This is a genomic window from Crassaminicella profunda (assembly GCF_019884785.1).
GTDB classification, from domain to species: Bacteria; Bacillota; Clostridia; order Peptostreptococcales; family Thermotaleaceae; genus Crassaminicella; species Crassaminicella profunda.
Genome location: NZ_CP082326.1, coordinates 4,414,781 through 4,431,886, shown reverse-complemented (window position 1 = coordinate 4,431,886; position 17,106 = coordinate 4,414,781). Strand labels below are relative to the sequence as shown.

The window sequence follows — 17,106 nt, the reverse complement described above, 5'->3', positions numbered from 1 at the left end:
TAAAATTTAGATTAAACGAACATTTTATCTATCAAATAAAGGAGTTGATCTTTATGCAAGAAAATTTTATGTACGCTAATGTTTATTTTTTTGTAAAATCATGTTTTAAGATGACAAAAGAAAATTTAGAAGTAATATCTCCTAAGATGTTTTTGTTCATCCCCACAGGAAAAAAAGAGGATACCTATGCATTAAATACTATTTCAGAAATAAGTATTGCAACAAAAAGTCAGACAACCTCTCTTATTCTTGGATTTTTATTAAGTTATTTTGCTTTTGATACATTTCCTATTAGTCTCCTATGGGGATGGTTATTTTTATTAATCGGTATTTCAACTGTATTAAATGCCTACAAGACATTTATCGTCATTAAAGATCACAATGGAGAGGAAACGTCATATTCCATATCTTATTTTGAACGATCTAGGGCTGAAGCTTTTGTCAGCAAAATAAATAATACTTTTTTAGAATAAAATGAACGCAATACATGAATTGTATTGCGTTCATTTTATTGTTGCATTTATTTTTCTAAACCAATAGCATAATATACAAAATTTATTCGTAAACATCTACAAAAGGAGTGATGCTTTATAGATGTACAAATTTCATTAGGGGATCTTGGGCTTGTACTATTAGGATTAGCTTTTTTAATGCTACTCATTTATGCAACTCTGCTTTTAAAAAGCTTAAGTGATACAATAAAAATCTTACAAAAAATCCTCAAACAAAACCAATCCAATATTGATCGTGTCCTTAAGGAATCTCCTTCTATTGCAAAAAATATTGAAATCATCAGCAGTGATGTATCACATGATGTACAATCATTACAAAAAACCTTTGATAAAATTACTGGTAGTACAGAGGTTGTAACTTCATCTTTATCAAAGAATTCAAATTTTTTAACATGGATCATTAGTACCATACAAATTGTTTATTCTGCAAAAGAATTTATCCATACTTTTTCTACTCAAAAAAGGAAAAAATAAATACTTATTCTCTTCTTTTTTGAGTAAATTACAATCATTTTTTACTTTAATCTGTCGATTTTTGTACAATTACGTAGATTTTTCTAGAATTTATACACTTTTTTTAAATTTACGGTTGACTTTTATTTACAGTTCTGGTACTATTTAATTACGTTAAAAAAAATGTCGAATGTTGTAGAAGAGAGGAGATGGATAAATGAAATCCACAGGTATTGTAAGAAAAGTAGACGAGCTAGGTAGAGTTGTACTCCCAATCGAGTTGAGAAGGACATTAAACATCAAAGAAAAGGATGCGCTAGAAATTTATGTAGATAAAGATCAAATCATTCTAAAAAAATATGAACCAGCTTGTATCTTCTGTGGCCAAGCAAAGGATGTAACAAATTTTAAAGGTAAAAATATTTGTCCTGCTTGCATTGAAGAATTAGGTAAATAAATAAAAAATACTTGTGTCATCGCACAAGTATTTTTTTATTTGTCTCTTCCATATATTTCATGGATTTCATCTGTATAAGTTCCATCTTCATTATAGACATATAAAGGATCCATGAACTTTAATTCAGGCCTTCCATATTTCACACATTGTATTAATAAAATATTGGGCTTCTTATTTTTATTAGGATGAATAAACCTTATTTTTTTGGGTTCAAGTTTATATTTTCTACATAAATAAATAATATCTACTAATCTATGAGGTCTATGTACCATATAAAAATGTCCTCGATCCTTTACTAGCTTACTAGAAACAGAAATAATATCTTCTAAATTGCATTTCACTTCATGTCTAGATATGGCTTTCATGCTTTCAGGATTTAAAAGTCCTCCCCCTGCATTCATATATGGAGGATTGGATGTAACACAATCAAAAGTAAAGGGATCTGTATGCTCTAAAATATTTTTTAAATCTTCCTGAATAATTTTTACTCGATCTTCTAATTGGTTTAATTTTACACTTCTTGAAGCCATTTCTGCAACAGATGGTTGAATCTCTACCCCCACAATTTCCTTTGCATTTGTTTTTCCTGCTAAAAGTATAGGAATAATTCCTGTTCCTGTCCCTAAATCTATTACCCGCCAATTTTTTCTTATTTCACAAAAATTACTAAGAAGCACCGCATCTATTCCAAAACAAAATCCCTTTGGGTCTTGTATAAGTCTTAGTCCTTTACATTGTAAATCATCTACTCTTTCATATTCTTTTACTAATTTTTCTCCCATTCCTATCTCTCCTAATTCTACTACTATTTATTTAATGTATTTTCAATTTTTTCGATCATTGTTTTTTTATCCATACTTTGGGATACGGAAGCTGTTATGATTCCTTCTGCATCGATAATATAGGTAGCAGGACATGCCCTTACCTTATATTTTACAGATATCTCCCCATCTACATCATACAATATAGGAAACGTGTATCCCTTCTCATCTAAAAATTCATTTACTCCTTGAGCATCTTTTTCTTCAGCAGCCAGCACATTTACAGCTAAAAATACCACATTTTTATCTTTATATTGTTCATATACTTCTTGTATATGAGGCATTTCTTGACTACATGAACTAGATCTCGTAGTAAAGAAATTAAGGTATACTATCTTTCCCTTTAAATCAGATAATTTTATTTCATTTCCTTCTCTATCTAAAAGTGTAAAATCATAAGCTTGATCGCCTACAAATACACCCTTTTTTTCTTCAGTTGTTTGATCCTTCCCATCAGCCTGCTGGGACTCGACAATTGGATTTTCTTTTGGTTCCTTAGTTTTGAAGGTTCCAACAAAAAAAGCTATTCCCAGTAAAATGATCCCCACTACAAATATCCATTTTCTATTCATGACTCCCCCTCCTCTTCTCTTTTAATGGTAAAGGTTTTTTATACCATTATACTACAATTTAAAAAATAAATGCAGAAAAGGATTTCTACAAAAAAGCCCCTCATTACAGGGGCTTTTATGATTATTCTGGTTTAGGTGCATCTACAGGACATACATTCGCACAAGCACCACAATCAATACATCCTTCTGCATTGATTACATACTTGTCATCGCCAGGGCTAATTACACTAACAGGACATTCTGGTTCACATACACCGCAACTAATACATGCATCTGTAATGACATATGCCAAAATATTCACCTCCAAAATTTCAATAAACTAATCCTAACTAAGTATTTCCAATAGCCCTATAAATTATAACGATGCTGATAAATTTTTATTGTTCTGTTTCTTCAACATTTTCATTTATTGTCTCTTTTCTATCTTTTTTACAGCAACAACGCATCCTTTTGATTTGCTCTTTATGATAAACGGCTATATCATCACTCAACTTATGCTCTTGTCCACCTTTTCTTTTCTCTAATATATGACGAACCTTCACGCACTCTAATAACACATTATTGGCTATAACAATCCCTTCTCCATCTGGTGTTACTACCTTCTCTCCCTGTTCTGGAAGATTTTCTCTAAGGCATTGATAAGTTTCATGCTCATATTTTAGACAACACATGAGCCTACCACAGATTCCAGATATTTTGGTTGGATTTAAAGACAAACTCTGTTCCTTTGCCATTTTTATAGAAACAGGTTCAAAATCTCCTAACCAAGTAGCACAACAAAGACCTTTTCCACAAGGTCCTATTCCACCGATCATCTTGGCTTCATCTCTAACACCAATTTGACGTAACTCTATTCTTGTTTTAAAAACAGCTGCTAAATCTTTTACTAATTCTCTAAAGTCTACTCTTCCATCAGCTGTAAAGTAAAATATTACTTTATTATTATCAAAGGTATATTCCACATCAATTAGCTTCATTTCTAACTGATGAACCTCAATTTTTTCTAAGCAAATTTCAAAAGCCTCTTTTTCTTTCTCCATGTTCTGATTGTTTTGAATTTCGTCTTCTAAAGTAGCAACCCTTAATACCTTTTTTAGTGGAGCTACAATATCATCTTCTTCGATTTCTTTCGGTCCTACTACAACCTCTCCAAATTCTACTCCTCTTGCAGTCTCTACAATAACATTTTGCTCTTTTTCTATCTCAATCTCATCCGGATCAAAGTAATATATTTTCCCTGCTTTTTTAAATCTTACGCCCACAACGGTTACCATTTTATACCTCCTGTATGGTTAAAAGCATCATCTCAATAACTAATTGAAAATTAATATTTGCTTTTATATCATTTTTGGTTTTTTCTATTGTATTAATAATATTCCCTATTTTATTATAGCCTATAGCATGCATGTGTTTTTGTAAAATTTCTTTTTTATCTATATTGATTAAAAACTTATCTGTACTTGTTTGACTCAATAAAAGTATGTCTCTGAACCAAAAAAGCATAAAATCTAATATTTCATATATATTATCTTTATTCTTTTGAAAAAATTCAACCAATTCAAAAGCAACTAATGGATCTTTCTTTAATAATTTTTCCATTACTTGTATGGTTTCTTCTCTTTTATTTCTAAATTCTTCAGACTCTTTTAGTCGCAATGCTTTTCCTAAAATCCCATCAGAAAAGGCAGCTAAAACTTTCGCCTCATCTGTTTGTAAATCATACTTATTTTTCAAAATATCCTCTATAGTTTTTTCTCCAATTGGATAAAATTTTAATATCTGACAACGAGACTTAATGGTAGGTAAGAAACTATTTACATTGGTACTGATCAATATAATTACAGCATATTCTGGTGGCTCTTCTAATGTTTTTAATAGACGATTTTGTGCACTATCTGTCATAGAATTGGCATCTTTTATAATATATATTTTTTTATCACTTTCATAAGGTCTTCTCAATAAATCCTGTTGAAAATCTTCAATTTGTTTATTTTTAATGCTTTTCCCTTCTGGTTCAATGATTTTTATGTCTGGATGATTATTTGTGTTAACCTTCAAGCAGGATGCACATTGGTCACAAACATCCCCATCATAATTTTTACATTGTACTGCTTTAGCAAAGACCATAGCCATTTCAGCCTTTCCTACGCCCTTTGCTCCTTCAAATATATATGCATGTGCAATTCGTTTATTTGTAATAGACCCTTTTAAGAAATGAATTACCTTCTCTTGTCCCACTATATCTTTAAAATCCATTCGAATCCTCCAACCTAAATCTATTATGCTTTTTCAAATCGGTCTACATCTACTACAAATATTGTAGCCCCTCCTACCTGTACTTCTATAGGATAAGTCATAAATATTCCTGTATTTCCTACTACTGGGGTAGGTGCTGGTGCTATCTCTTTACGACTCTTACATGTATCTTTTATCATTTCAATGGCACAATCAACCTTTTCCTTTTCGGTTCCTATAAGTAAAGTGGTATTTCCTGATCTTAAAAATCCCCCTGTAGATGCTAATTTTGTTACTCCATACCCTTGTTCTGTCAATTTTTTTATTAGAGTAGTACTATCCTCATCATGGATAATAGCAATAATTAGCTTCATCCGTTCCCTTCCCCTTTCTAATAAAATTGATGGCCTCTCTATTGTATTACATCTTTTCTTTTACGATTTTGTATATTTCCTCATGAATTTCATCAATACTTTTCAACTCTTGATTTTTAATGCACTTAATTTTCTTCCAACCATACTTGTCTGCTACCCATAAAGCATTTTCATAGGTTTTTTTCAAGTATTCAAAATCTCTTTCATGTATATCCTTCTTTATTTCTCCATTTATTTTGTTCGCACGATTTTTCATTAATTGATAACTTACTTCTGGACTCATATTTAAAAATATGACTTCATCTGGAATAGGAAGTCCCATTTTTTTAAATTCTAAATCCCATAACCAATCTAAAAACTCTCCTTTTTCTTCATTAATATGAAACTTTGAAGCTTGATGAACCATATTAGAGGTGGTATATCTATCTGCAATAATAATTCCACCTGTCTCTAGAAAGCTTTTCCAATCTGTTACATATGAAGCATATCGATCTACTGCATAAAAAGTTGAAGCTGTATATGGATTTACATCATCTGGTTTATTTCCAAAATCTCCATTAAGATACATCTTTACGAGTGCTGAAGACTCACTATCATAATTAGGAAAAGTAATTTTTTTTATCTTAATTCCTTCATCTAATAATCTATTGTATAATTTCTCTGATTGGGTAGCTTTTCCACTTGCATCTACTCCTGATTCAATGACAAATAATTTTCCCTTCACGCTTACTCCTCCTGTGGCCAAAATAATACTATATCTATTATTTTAACATATCTTCCTCTATATCATTAGATTTTTATAAAAAAATAAAGCCATCAACAAAAGCTGATGACTTTCTCCTTTACATAGAAACTAAAAAATTATGCCATAGTTTTTTTAAAATTATATTATAATATTCATACTTTACATCATCCATATCTAAAGTACTTATAATCCTTTCACATTCTTCACATATGTATCCATCTAATACTTTGATATAGTTTGGTGCTTTTTCTTTGCACATACAGCAGGAGGCTGTCTGATTCATATAACTCACCAACCTTTTTATTCTGATTATTAACCTATATTTATCATTATATTCAAATCCAGTATGTCTCGTTATTCTTTTTTAAAAAAAATTTCTCATGTCTATGACATGAGAAATTTTATAATTTTCCACATAACTTTTGAGATGCTATAATCCCATTTAATATTTCTTCATTAGGCTCTATAATAAACATATATTGATCATTATTTCTTGTAAATTCACCTACGTACCAACCTTGCGTATTTCTTCCTGATACAAACCGGTACATCTTTACCTTATTATTTTTTGCTTCCTGTAAATCTACTTCATCAAAAGCTCTAAATTTTTCTAATTCACTAAGCTTTAATGTTAAAAATAAATGATTTGCTTTTCCAAAAACCTTTTCCATAATAAACTCATCGTCTATAATCTTATAATTAAAATAAGCTACATGTTTATATATAATGATCAAACAAGCAGTTACTGCCCCTGCAAGGGTGACTAATCCTCCAATAGTCCCTATAATAGGACTAGGACTCAATCCTTTTAAGACTTTCATAGCCATGTTCATTGCGAATAATGGCCCACAAATCATAAATACTACTTTCCAAAATGAAAGCTTCTCTTGTTTTATGGTTTGTCTAATCAATGCCATATTTTTTTCTCCTTATCTCCCTTAATGTTGTATTCTCAATGGTATAAATATTATCATATCACCTTCTCTTCTTTTTCGCAACAGAAATGAAAAAAAAGCTTCCATTGGAAGCTTTTGCATAAATTTTTTAAATTAAATTTTTTTATTTTGCAACTCTAAGATGATTTTTTTTCATAGGCTCCGTCGAAGATACAGACTGCTTTTTTCTTATCTTTGCTTTTTTAGGCTTCTTTAAATCTTTTGCTGTATCTATTACTAAATATAATTGAAGACAAGCAATAGGTATACACAGCATAATCAAAAATATTAATTTTAAAATCATAGAATCATCCTTTTTTATAATTTCTCTGTTTTGAGCAAGATAGAATAAGTTAATATTATTTTTCTATGCATATATATTCTAGATATCTTTTATTTTTCCTTTGTTGTATCCTTAGTTCTTTTGTCCTATTTTCTCTCTTATTGGTAGTTTCTGTCATCGAGAATACCATATATGGTTTTTTTATTTTTATACATACTATATGTATTCGTGCTTTTTTACAAAAAACGAAAAAGCTCAGAAAAATTTCTGAGCTTTTTCTAAACCAGCGACGACCTACTCTCCCAGGCAGTTACCCACCAAGTACCATCAGCGCTGAAGGGCTTAACTTCTGTGTTCGGTATGGGAACAGGTGTACCCCCTTCGCTATAGTTGCTGGAATGCTGCAATTACCAAAATTTTATATTTTGTGTAATTGTAGTACTAAGAAACTTTAGTTTCTTAGTTTCCTTTTGAAAGTTTATACTCTCAAAACCAAACAATGCATATTTCATTGGTCAAGTCCTCGACCTATTAGTATCGGTCAGCTTAAGACATTACTGCCCTTACACCTCCGACCTATCAACCAGATAGTCTTTCTGGGGTCTTACTAGCTTAACGCTATGGGAAATCTTATCTTAAGGGGGGCTTCGCGCTTAGATGCCTTCAGCGCTTATCCCGTCCATACATAGCTACTCAGCTGTGCCACTGGCGTGACAACTGATGCACCAGAGGTATGTCCATCCCGGTCCTCTCGTACTAAGGACAGCTCCTCTCAAATTTCCTGCGCCCACAGCGGATAGGGACCGAACTGTCTCACGACGTTCTGAACCCAGCTCGCGTGCCTCTTTAATGGGCGAACAGCCCAACCCTTGGGACCTACTACAGCCCCAGGATGAGACGAGCCGACATCGAGGTGCCAAACCTCCCCGTCGATGTGGACTCTTGGGGGAGATAAGCCTGTTATCCCCGGGGTAGCTTTTATCCGTTGAGCGATGGCCCTTCCACTCGGAACCACCGGATCACTAAGCCCGACTTTCGTCCTTGCTCGACCTGTATGTCTCGCAATCAAGCTCCCTTCTGCCTTTGCACTCTTCGCGCGATTTCCGACCGCGCTGAGGGAACCTTTGGGCGCCTCCGTTACTCTTTAGGAGGCGACCGCCCCAGTCAAACTGCCCACCTGACAGTGTCCCAAAGCTGGATTCACAGCTTATGGTTAGAACTTCAGTATTACAAGAGTGGTATCCCAAGGATGACTCCACACACACTGGCGTGCATGCTTCGACGTCTCCCACCTATCCTGTACATGTAATACCAAAATCCAGTGTCAGGCTACAGTAAAGCTCCACGGGGTCTTTCCGTCCTGCTGCGGGTAACCGGCATCTTCACCGGTACTACAATTTCACCGAGTCTATTGTCGAGACAGTATCCAAATCGTTACGCCTTTCGTGCGGGTCGGAACTTACCCGACAAGGAATTTCGCTACCTTAGGACCGTTATAGTTACGGCCGCCGTTTACTGGGGCTTAAGTTCGGTGCTTCGATTGCTCTAACACGTCCCCTTAACCTTCCAGCACCGGGCAGGCGTCAGCTCCTATACATCGTCTTTCGACTTAGCAGAAACCTGTGTTTTTGCTAAACAGTCGCTTGGATCTATTCTCTGCGGCCACCTCGGGCTATAAACCCTAACGTGGCACCCCTTCTCCCGAAGTTACGGGGTCATTTTGCCGAGTTCCTTAACAATAGTTCTCTCGCTCGCCTTAGGATTCTCTCCTCACCTACCTGTGTCGGTTTACGGTACGGGCACCTAGATCTAACTAGAGGCTTTTCTTGACAGCGTGGAATCAGTAAGTTCGCTACTTATATTTCGCTCCCCATAACGCCTCAGAATTGTTAAGACGGATTTGCCTATCCTAACTTCCTAAACGCTTAGACGCACACAACCAACGGTGCGCTTAACCTATCCTTCTGTGTCACCCCATCGCTCAAACGATTTTCGGTGGTACAGGAATTTCAACCTGTTGTCCATCGCCTACGACTTTCGTCCTCGGCTTAGGTCCCGACTAACCCTGAGTGGACGAACCTTCCTCAGGAAACCTTAGGTTTTCGGCGGGCAGGATTCTCACCTGCCTCTCGCTACTCATGCCAACATTCTCTCTTGTATATAGTCCACTGCTCCTTACGGTACAGCTTCAACCCATATACAATGCTCCCCTACCCATACCAAACGGTATGCCGTAGCTTCGGTGACAGGTTTGAGCCCCGGTAATTTTCGGCGCGGGATCACTCGACTAGTGAGCTATTACGCACTCTTTGAATGAATGGCTGCTTCTAAGCCAACATCCTAGTTGTCTATGCAATCCCACATCCTTTTCCACTTAACCTGTACTTAGGGACCTTAGCTGACGATCTGGGCTGTTTCCCTTTCGACCATGAATCTTATCACCCATAGTCTGACTCCTAAAGTTATGATTACGGCATTCGGAGTTTGATAGTCTTCGGTAACCGGTGAGGGCCCCTAGGACATTCAGTGCTCTACCTCCGTATCACTACCTTTAAGGCTAGCCCTAAAGCTATTTCGGGGAGAACCAGCTATCTCCGAGTTCGATTGGAATTTCTCCGCTATCCACAAGTCATCCCAGCCTTTTTCAACAGACATGGGTTCGGTCCTCCACGAAATTTTACTTCCGCTTCAACCTGCTCATGGATAGGTCACCCGGTTTCGGGTCTACGGCATACAACTAAAATCGCCCTATTAAGACTCGCTTTCGCTGCGGCTCCGTTACAAAATAACTTAACCTTGCTGCATACCGTAACTCGTTGGCCCGTTCTACAAAAAGTACGTGGTCGTTCATAAAAAGAACTTCCACTGCTTGTAAACATAGGGTTTCAGGTTCTATTTCACTCCCCTCCCGGGGTTCTTTTCACCTTTCCCTCACGGTACTATACGCTATCGGTCACTAGGAAGTATTTAGCCTTGGGGGGTGGTCCCCCCAGCTTCCCACAAGGTTTCACGTGTCTCGTGGTACTCTGGAGTACACTCAAGCTAGACTAAGTTTTGCCTACAGGACTATTACCTTCTTCGGTAACTCTTTCCAGAGTTCTTCGGCTACAAATTCTTTGCTCTTAATGAGTATATCCGCAACCCCTAAAGAAAATTCTTTAGGTTTGGGCTCTTCCCCTTTCGCTCGCCGCTACTCAGGGAATCGAGTTTTCTTTCTCTTCCTCAGGGTACTTAGATGTTTCAGTTCCCCTGGTATGTCTCCTATCTACCTATTTATTCAGTAGATGGTACTTAGGTATTACCCTAAGTGGGTTCCCCCATTCGGAAATCCCCGGATTAAAGCTTGCTTGCAGCTACCCGAGGCTTATCGCAGCTTACCACGTCCTTCATCGACTCCTAGTGCCAAGGCATCCGCCCTATGCTCTTTATAACTTGACCATGCTTCAATTACCCAAATCTTTGATTTGGTGTAATTGGAGTACTAATAAACTTCATGTTTATTAGCTTCATTGATCTCTAAATTTTCATTTAGTGATAATTGTATTTTATATATGCATTGTTCAGTTTTCAAAGTACAATTTTTTAAAGACCTTCTCTCGAAAGTCTTATTGGTGGGCTTGGGAGGACTCGAACCTCCGACCTCACGCTTATCAGGCGTGCGCTCTAACCACCTGAGCTACAAGCCCATGCATTTGAGAGTTAAACTCTCAAAACTAGACAGTGTAAGAAACAAACCTATTCTCCTTAGAAAGGAGGTGATCCAGCCGCACCTTCCGATACGGCTACCTTGTTACGACTTCACCCTAGTTATTGAATTCACCTTCGGCAGCTTCCTCCAAAAGGTTAGATAGCTGACTTCGGGTGCCCCCAACTTCCATGGTGTGACGGGCGGTGTGTACAAGACCCGGGAACGCATTCACCGCGACATTCTGATTCACGATTACTAGCAACTCCAGCTTCATGTGGGCGAGTTGCAGCCCACAATCCGAACTGAGACTGGCTTTTAAGATTGGCTCCAGATTACTCTTTCGCTTCCCGTTGTACCAGCCATTGTAGCACGTGTGTAGCCCAAAACATAAGGGGCATGATGATTTGACGTCATCCCCACCTTCCTCCGAGTTATCCCCGGCAGTCTCTCTAGAGTGCCCATCCGAAATGCTGGCAACTAAAGACAAGGGTTGCGCTCGTTGCGGGACTTAACCCAACATCTCACGACACGAGCTGACGACAACCATGCACCACCTGTCACTTTGTCCCCGAAGGGATTTCCCCGATTAAGGGTAATGCAAAGGATGTCAAGTTTTGGTAAGGTTCTTCGCGTTGCTTCGAATTAAACCACATGCTCCGCTGCTTGTGCGGGTCCCCGTCAATTCCTTTGAGTTTCAGTCTTGCGACCGTACTCCCCAGGCGGAGTGCTTAATGCGTTAGCTGCGGCACCGAGGTTCGACCCCCGACACCTAGCACTCATCGTTTACGGCGTGGACTACCAGGGTATCTAATCCTGTTCGCTCCCCACGCTTTCGTGCCTCAGCGTCAGTTACAGTCCAGAGAGTCGCCTTCGCCACTGGTGTTCCTCCTAATATCTACGCATTTCACCGCTACACTAGGAATTCCACTCTCCTCTCCTGCACTCAAGCCAATAAGTTTCCAAGGCTTACTACGGTTAAGCCGTAGCCTTTCACCCCAGACTTTATTGGCCGCCTACGCACCCTTTACGCCCAGTGATTCCGGATAACGCTCGCCCCCTACGTATTACCGCGGCTGCTGGCACGTAGTTAGCCGGGGCTTCCTCCTAAGGTACCGTCATTATTCTTCCCTTAGGACAGAGCTTTACGACCCGAAGGCCTTCATCGCTCACGCGGCGTTGCTGCATCAGGCTTTCGCCCATTGTGCAATATTCCCCACTGCTGCCTCCCGTAGGAGTCTGGACCGTGTCTCAGTTCCAGTGTGGCCGATCACCCTCTCAGGTCGGCTACTGATCGTCGCCTTGGTAAGCCATTACCTTACCAACTAGCTAATCAGACGCGGGTCCATCCTATACCACCTGAGTTTTGACTCATGTATGATGCCATACTAGAGTTTTATCAGGTATTAATCCCGGTTTCCCGAGGCTATCCCTGTGTATAGGGCAGGTTACCCACGCGTTACTCACCCGTCCGCCGCTTTCCACTCTTTAAATCACCCGAAGGATCAATAAAGAGCTTCACGCTCGACTTGCATGTGTTAGGCACGCCGCCAGCGTTCATCCTGAGCCAGGATCAAACTCTCAAGTATAAAAGTTTTGAATTGAACGTTTTGGACTTTTATAGTCCATATTTCCGGCTTAATTTCTTACACTGTATAGTTTTCAAAGTTCAATTTTTCAAGTCACCATTTCATCAGCGACTTTTTTATCTTACCATGTTTGTTTCATGGTGTCAACTACTTTTTTAAAAATGAATATTCTGATGTCTATCAAATTTCATTTAAAAAACGTTGTTTTTCGTAGCGACAAGATATATATTATCATATCCTCATAAAGGTGTCAAATGTAAATTTATTCCTTTTGCAAGAGAAGTTACCCTTCTTATAAAAATAAAAAATAAAGCAGGCATCTATTTTACCTACTTTAAGTCTTCAGGTGTTCCTACAATCGTCTCTAATAAATCCGCCTCTTCTGTCTCTTCCATAATCTTTTCTGCTTTTGTAAGGGCAGCAACAACTTCATAATCTTCATTTAATATGCTGATTTCTTTACCAAACTCTACATCTGCTATCTTTAAAGGATTTCCAGGTGCTAATGATGATATATCTATTTCCAAACTCTCAGGAATATGATCTGGTAAGCATTCAATATGTACTTCTCTTAACTGCTGCTGTACAACACCGATACTTGATTCTACTTTTTCTTTTCCTATTAATCTAATAGGTACTGTTGTATGTATTGCCTTATTACTAGCTATAGTCTGCAAATCTATATGTCTTATTTCATTCGTTAATGGATTTCTTTGAATCTCCTTGATCATAACACTTGAATGATTATCCCCTACCTGCAAATCGAAAAGTACATTTGTTCCATAGCTTCTTATAATGTGGTCTATTTCCTTTTTATCTAATTCGATTGCCCTTGTATTTACGTTGTATCCATATACTACCGCCGGCACATGACCAGCATTTCTTATGCGGTGACATACATTAGAACCTGTTTGATTTCTCACATCTCCGTGAATAACAGATTTTAACATAAACATCCCTCCTAATCATTAAATCTAGTAGTAAGTATCTCCAATCCACTTTTTTATATACTTACTTTCTTAAATTTATAAAGGAGAGAACATTTACCTAAAAATAGCATCACAAAAACTAGAAATGTCCTCTGCGTTCATTACTAAAGTCATATACAAACCATCCACTCAATCAAAACGTTAACCAATATCTATCTTAATGCCCATTATATAAATGAGAGAAAAATCTATTTTCAAACAATACTATATATAAGGAGATTCTATTTTTCATGATTACTATATATTTTTTTGATTATTTAATTAAGGAGTTTTTATAATGAAAAAATTATTATTTGTATCTCGCGTTCCTTTTATACACGGAATGGAGCAGTTATCTAATCAAAAGCTGTATAATGATATCAGACAAAAAATCCTTAAAGATTATTTCCTAACAGGTAAATTGACAAATTTGAAAAACGAAATTTATATCGCAGTCAAACGCCATGCTGAATTTTTAGAAGGAGAAGTTTATCTAACCTCAAAAGAAAGCAAACCAATCAATCTATCCTCAAATACTTCTGATCATATAGATATAAAAGAATTAATTGAAATGAAAAAAGAAGAGCTATTAAAACTTCGACAGCTTTTAGACCAATCAATTGATGAGAAAAGCTTTAAAATTGCCACAAAAATCGTTAAAAAAATTAAATATATAGAAAATGAATTTATGCTATAAAAAATTTAAGCCTAGGCCTATCCTAGGCTTAAATCTTATTTTTCATTTAAAAAATCTACTGCAAACTGTGCATAGAGAGCTGATCCAATTGGTAGTGCATCTTCATCCATATTAAATCTTGGATGGTGATGTGGATAATCTGCCGATTTTTCTTCATTTCTTATTCCAACAAAAGCGATTACCCCTGGTGCTTTCTCTAGGTACATTGCAAAATCTTCTCCACCTGTAACTTTCTCCATTTTTATAACGCCTTCTTTACCTAATAACTTCTCTACAGATTTTTCAGCAATCCCTGAACAAACTGCTTCATTGATTGTTGCAGGTGTACCAGGCGTATACTCAAGCTCTGCTTCTGCTCTATAACTTGCTGCTGTATTTTTAGCTATTCTCTCAAGCATTTTAGGGAAATCTTTTCTTATTTCATTATTAAAGCATCTTGTTGTTCCTTCCAAAACTGCTTCATCAGCAATTACATTAAATCTTGTTCCCCCCACGAATTTCCCTACACTTACAACAGCTGATTCTAAAGGACTTATTTCCCTGCTTACAACAGATTGTAAATCCATTACAATGGCAGAAGCTGCAACTACTGCATCAACTCCTTGATGAGGTAAAGATCCATGTCCACCTTTGCCAACTACTTTAATTTTAAACAAGTCTGCAGATGCCATACGAGGACCTTCCTCTACAGATACAGTTCCACAAGGTATATCGCTCCATAGATGGATGCCAAACACACCATCTACCCCTTCCATAACTCCTTCTGCAACCATTTTTTCTGCTCCCTCAGCTAATTCCTCTGCAGGCTGAAAAAATAATTTCACTGTTCCCTTGATTCTTTCTTTGCTCTCATTTAATATTTTAGCTGCTCCTAAAAGCATCGCACCATGACCATCATGACCACAAGCATGCATAATCCCTTCATTTTGAGATTTATAAGGAACATCATTTGCTTCATTTACTTGTAATGCATCAATATCAGCTCTTAATGCTACAGTCTTTCCTTTGTTTTTCCCTTCTATTGTTGCTACAATCCCTGTACCTGCTACAGCTATATAAGAAATCCCCATCTTATCAAGTTCTTCTTTGATTCTTTTTGAAGTTCTAACTTCCTTCCAGCTTGGTTCAGGATGCTTATGGAATTCCCTCCTTAGATCAATCACATATTGTTTGTTCTTTTGTGCTAACTCCTTCATGTTCATAATCATTCCCCTTATCTATATTTAAATTTATTTTATTAATATATAAAACCTCCTCACTATCTAAAAAAGATGGTGGCGAAGGTTCATATACCTATCTTCTATATCATTTTCACAAAGACTCCTGCAATAATAACAGAAGCAATGGTTACAGTTGTAAATCCACCTACAAGCATCTTAGGTAGCATATCATCTAATACATATTCCTTTTCTTCATCTGTCTCACATACAGATTTTACTGCCTCAATGGTTAAAATATAGTCTGCTGGAAAACCAAATAGAGCTGTCAAAGCTACAGAAAATGCCATTTCTTTTGTATATCCCAAAAGTTTTCCTACAAACATAGATACAATTGCCATTCCTACAACCCCTAAAACAATAATTCCTAATAAAGGTCCTACAATTTCAGCAAGCATTGCTGGTGTTGCTTTAGATAGACTTGCAAAAATAAATGCCATAAGCACTGTCATCAACCATCCAAAAGCGTTGGCTTTGTTGAGTGCTCTAGATTCAAGGAATCCTATTTCACAACCAACCACACCAAAGATTAAGCAAACAACAAATTCATTCAAATGAATATATGGTGCAACAAAGTGTGCAACACATGCAACTATTCCTAATTTCAGTAAAATCATATAAGAAGTTTGATACTTTTCAGGAAGGGGTGGAATAAGCTTTTTCTGATCCTTTCCTGCTGCCATCTCTGCTGCCGCATCTAATTCTCCACTTGCTTTTTTCTCCATATACAAATTTCTTACTCGATTTGCTTCCTTTTTTAAACACAATGCTGTAATAGGATATCCTGCAAAGCCCTGCATAATATACATACAAGTTGCAAGTACTGCAAGACTTGTCATTCCTAAATCATTTGCTGCATTAGACATTAAAATAGATGCCACAACTCCCCCAGTAAGGGGTGGTGTTGCTACAACGACTGTTTGCCATCCGAAAAATGCTTTTCCAATGGTTAATGTCATTGCACAAATTCCTACTATACCAGAAATAGCTATTACAAAGGTTCTCCATTGTGCAAACAATTCTTTAATACTCATCAAAGTTCCCATATGTGTTAACAATAAATACATAGATACATAAACAACTGGTTTTACAAAAGAACCTTGATCAATCAAATCTTTAGGAAAAATAGTCCAAAATCCAATTAAAAATAAGACCGCTGAAACAAATACAGATGGAACAAATGCTTTTGTTTTTGTAGATACAACTTCTCCAATGGCCAGTACCAAGAGAATTGCCGTGAATGCTACAATAACACTTAATGTCATTTTTAACTCCTCCTTAATAATGTTTTTTAAATAAAAAAACTTCCCGCCCTCTATCCATCTAGGATAAAGGGGCAAGAAGCTTATCTCACGGTACCACCCTTTTTTTATGTATTTCTACATAATCTCATAAGGTCTAAGACCTTTGCATATTAACGGTTGCTTCCGACTCAGCTTACTCAAAAAAATCTTTCAGCATTGTACTCAGGAGTAAATATTATATACATTTGCTGTTGGTTCACACCATCCACCAACTCTCTGAAAACAAATTTGTATTTTTCCTCTCCTTCATCGCTTTAAA

The 17,106-nt window shown here is 36.8% G+C and carries 17 protein-coding genes, 1 tRNA gene, 3 rRNA genes and 1 other annotated feature; of the genes, 4 read left to right on the top strand and 17 right to left on the bottom strand.

The window, feature by feature from the left end:
• Positions 1-53 precede the first annotated feature (53 nt).
• The 3 genes from K7H06_RS20370 (at position 54) to K7H06_RS20360 (ending at position 1,422) form a co-directional block, all read left to right on the top strand.
• Positions 54-473, top strand: a complete 420-nt coding sequence (locus K7H06_RS20370) for a hypothetical protein (protein WP_223037826.1) — start codon at positions 54-56, stop codon at positions 471-473.
• Between the two features lie 177 nt (positions 474-650).
• On the top strand, positions 651-986 hold the full coding sequence (locus K7H06_RS20365) for a hypothetical protein (protein WP_223037825.1): 336 nt from the start codon (positions 651-653) through the stop codon (positions 984-986).
• Between the two features lie 196 nt (positions 987-1,182).
• Positions 1,183-1,422, top strand: coding sequence for an AbrB/MazE/SpoVT family DNA-binding domain-containing protein (locus K7H06_RS20360; protein WP_223037824.1), 240 nt, complete (start codon positions 1,183-1,185; stop codon positions 1,420-1,422).
• Positions 1,423-1,457: 35 nt separating this feature from the next.
• On the opposite strand, the gene K7H06_RS20355 is transcribed toward K7H06_RS20360, so the two are convergent.
• The 15 genes from K7H06_RS20355 to K7H06_RS20285 form a co-directional block, all read right to left on the bottom strand.
• Entirely contained in the window at positions 1,458-2,204 is a 747-nt protein-coding gene (locus K7H06_RS20355) for a tRNA1(Val) (adenine(37)-N6)-methyltransferase (protein ID WP_223037823.1), read from the bottom strand.
• A 23-nt stretch (positions 2,205-2,227) separates the two neighbouring features.
• Positions 2,228-2,815, bottom strand: coding sequence for a TlpA disulfide reductase family protein (locus K7H06_RS20350; RefSeq protein ID WP_223037822.1), 588 nt, complete (start codon positions 2,813-2,815; stop codon positions 2,228-2,230).
• Positions 2,816-2,936: 121 nt separating this feature from the next.
• Positions 2,937-3,107 carry a DUF362 domain-containing protein gene (locus K7H06_RS20345; RefSeq protein WP_223037821.1) on the bottom strand — a complete coding sequence of 57 codons (171 nt, stop codon included), beginning with the start codon at positions 3,105-3,107 and terminating at the stop codon, positions 2,937-2,939.
• A gap of 85 nt (positions 3,108-3,192) precedes the next feature.
• A complete protein-coding gene (locus tag K7H06_RS20340; protein WP_223037820.1) occupies positions 3,193-4,089 on the bottom strand; it encodes a PSP1 domain-containing protein in 897 nt (298 codons plus the stop codon).
• 1 nt (position 4,090) lies between these two features.
• Positions 4,091-5,071 carry a DNA polymerase III subunit delta' gene (gene holB / locus K7H06_RS20335; protein WP_223037819.1) on the bottom strand — a complete coding sequence of 327 codons (981 nt, stop codon included), beginning with the start codon at positions 5,069-5,071 and terminating at the stop codon, positions 4,091-4,093.
• A 23-nt stretch (positions 5,072-5,094) separates the two neighbouring features.
• Entirely contained in the window at positions 5,095-5,424 is a 330-nt protein-coding gene (locus K7H06_RS20330) for a cyclic-di-AMP receptor (RefSeq protein WP_223037818.1), read from the bottom strand.
• 46 nt (positions 5,425-5,470) lie between these two features.
• On the bottom strand, positions 5,471-6,148 hold the full coding sequence (locus K7H06_RS20325; RefSeq protein ID WP_223037817.1) for a dTMP kinase: 678 nt from the start codon (positions 6,146-6,148) through the stop codon (positions 5,471-5,473).
• A gap of 118 nt (positions 6,149-6,266) precedes the next feature.
• Positions 6,267-6,452: a sigma factor G inhibitor Gin gene (locus K7H06_RS20320; protein ID WP_223037816.1), complete on the bottom strand. Its 186-nt coding sequence runs from the start codon at positions 6,450-6,452 to the stop codon at positions 6,267-6,269.
• A 118-nt stretch (positions 6,453-6,570) separates the two neighbouring features.
• The gene (locus K7H06_RS20315) at positions 6,571-7,086 is read right to left on the bottom strand and encodes a hypothetical protein (RefSeq protein ID WP_223037815.1); all 516 of its coding nucleotides are present in this window, start codon (positions 7,084-7,086) and stop codon (positions 6,571-6,573) included.
• A 142-nt stretch (positions 7,087-7,228) separates the two neighbouring features.
• On the bottom strand, positions 7,229-7,408 hold the full coding sequence (locus K7H06_RS20310) for a hypothetical protein (RefSeq protein ID WP_223037814.1): 180 nt from the start codon (positions 7,406-7,408) through the stop codon (positions 7,229-7,231).
• Between the two features lie 260 nt (positions 7,409-7,668).
• Positions 7,669-7,785 (bottom strand): 5S ribosomal RNA (rrf, locus tag K7H06_RS20305).
• A 113-nt stretch (positions 7,786-7,898) separates the two neighbouring features.
• Positions 7,899-10,825, bottom strand: a 23S ribosomal RNA gene (locus K7H06_RS20300).
• A 171-nt stretch (positions 10,826-10,996) separates the two neighbouring features.
• Positions 10,997-11,073, bottom strand: a tRNA-Ile gene (locus K7H06_RS20295).
• A 62-nt stretch (positions 11,074-11,135) separates the two neighbouring features.
• A 16S ribosomal RNA gene (locus K7H06_RS20290) occupies positions 11,136-12,661 on the bottom strand.
• The 16S, 23S and 5S rRNA genes sit together here with 1 tRNA gene alongside, the layout of an rRNA operon.
• A gap of 329 nt (positions 12,662-12,990) precedes the next feature.
• On the bottom strand, positions 12,991-13,611 hold the full coding sequence (locus tag K7H06_RS20285) for a 50S ribosomal protein L25 (RefSeq protein WP_223037813.1): 621 nt from the start codon (positions 13,609-13,611) through the stop codon (positions 12,991-12,993).
• A 316-nt stretch (positions 13,612-13,927) separates the two neighbouring features.
• Between K7H06_RS20285 and K7H06_RS20280 the strand changes: the two genes are divergently transcribed.
• Positions 13,928-14,326 carry a hypothetical protein gene (locus K7H06_RS20280; protein ID WP_223037812.1) on the top strand — a complete coding sequence of 133 codons (399 nt, stop codon included), beginning with the start codon at positions 13,928-13,930 and terminating at the stop codon, positions 14,324-14,326.
• 35 nt (positions 14,327-14,361) lie between these two features.
• Here K7H06_RS20280 and K7H06_RS20275 read toward each other — a convergent pair whose 3' ends face one another.
• The gene (locus K7H06_RS20275) at positions 14,362-15,528 is read right to left on the bottom strand and encodes a M20 family metallopeptidase (protein ID WP_223037811.1); all 1,167 of its coding nucleotides are present in this window, start codon (positions 15,526-15,528) and stop codon (positions 14,362-14,364) included.
• A gap of 98 nt (positions 15,529-15,626) precedes the next feature.
• Positions 15,627-16,808, bottom strand: coding sequence for a hypothetical protein (locus K7H06_RS20270; RefSeq protein ID WP_223037810.1), 1,182 nt, complete (start codon positions 16,806-16,808; stop codon positions 15,627-15,629).
• Positions 16,809-16,872: 64 nt separating this feature from the next.
• Positions 16,873-17,106, bottom strand: a binding site (T-box leader).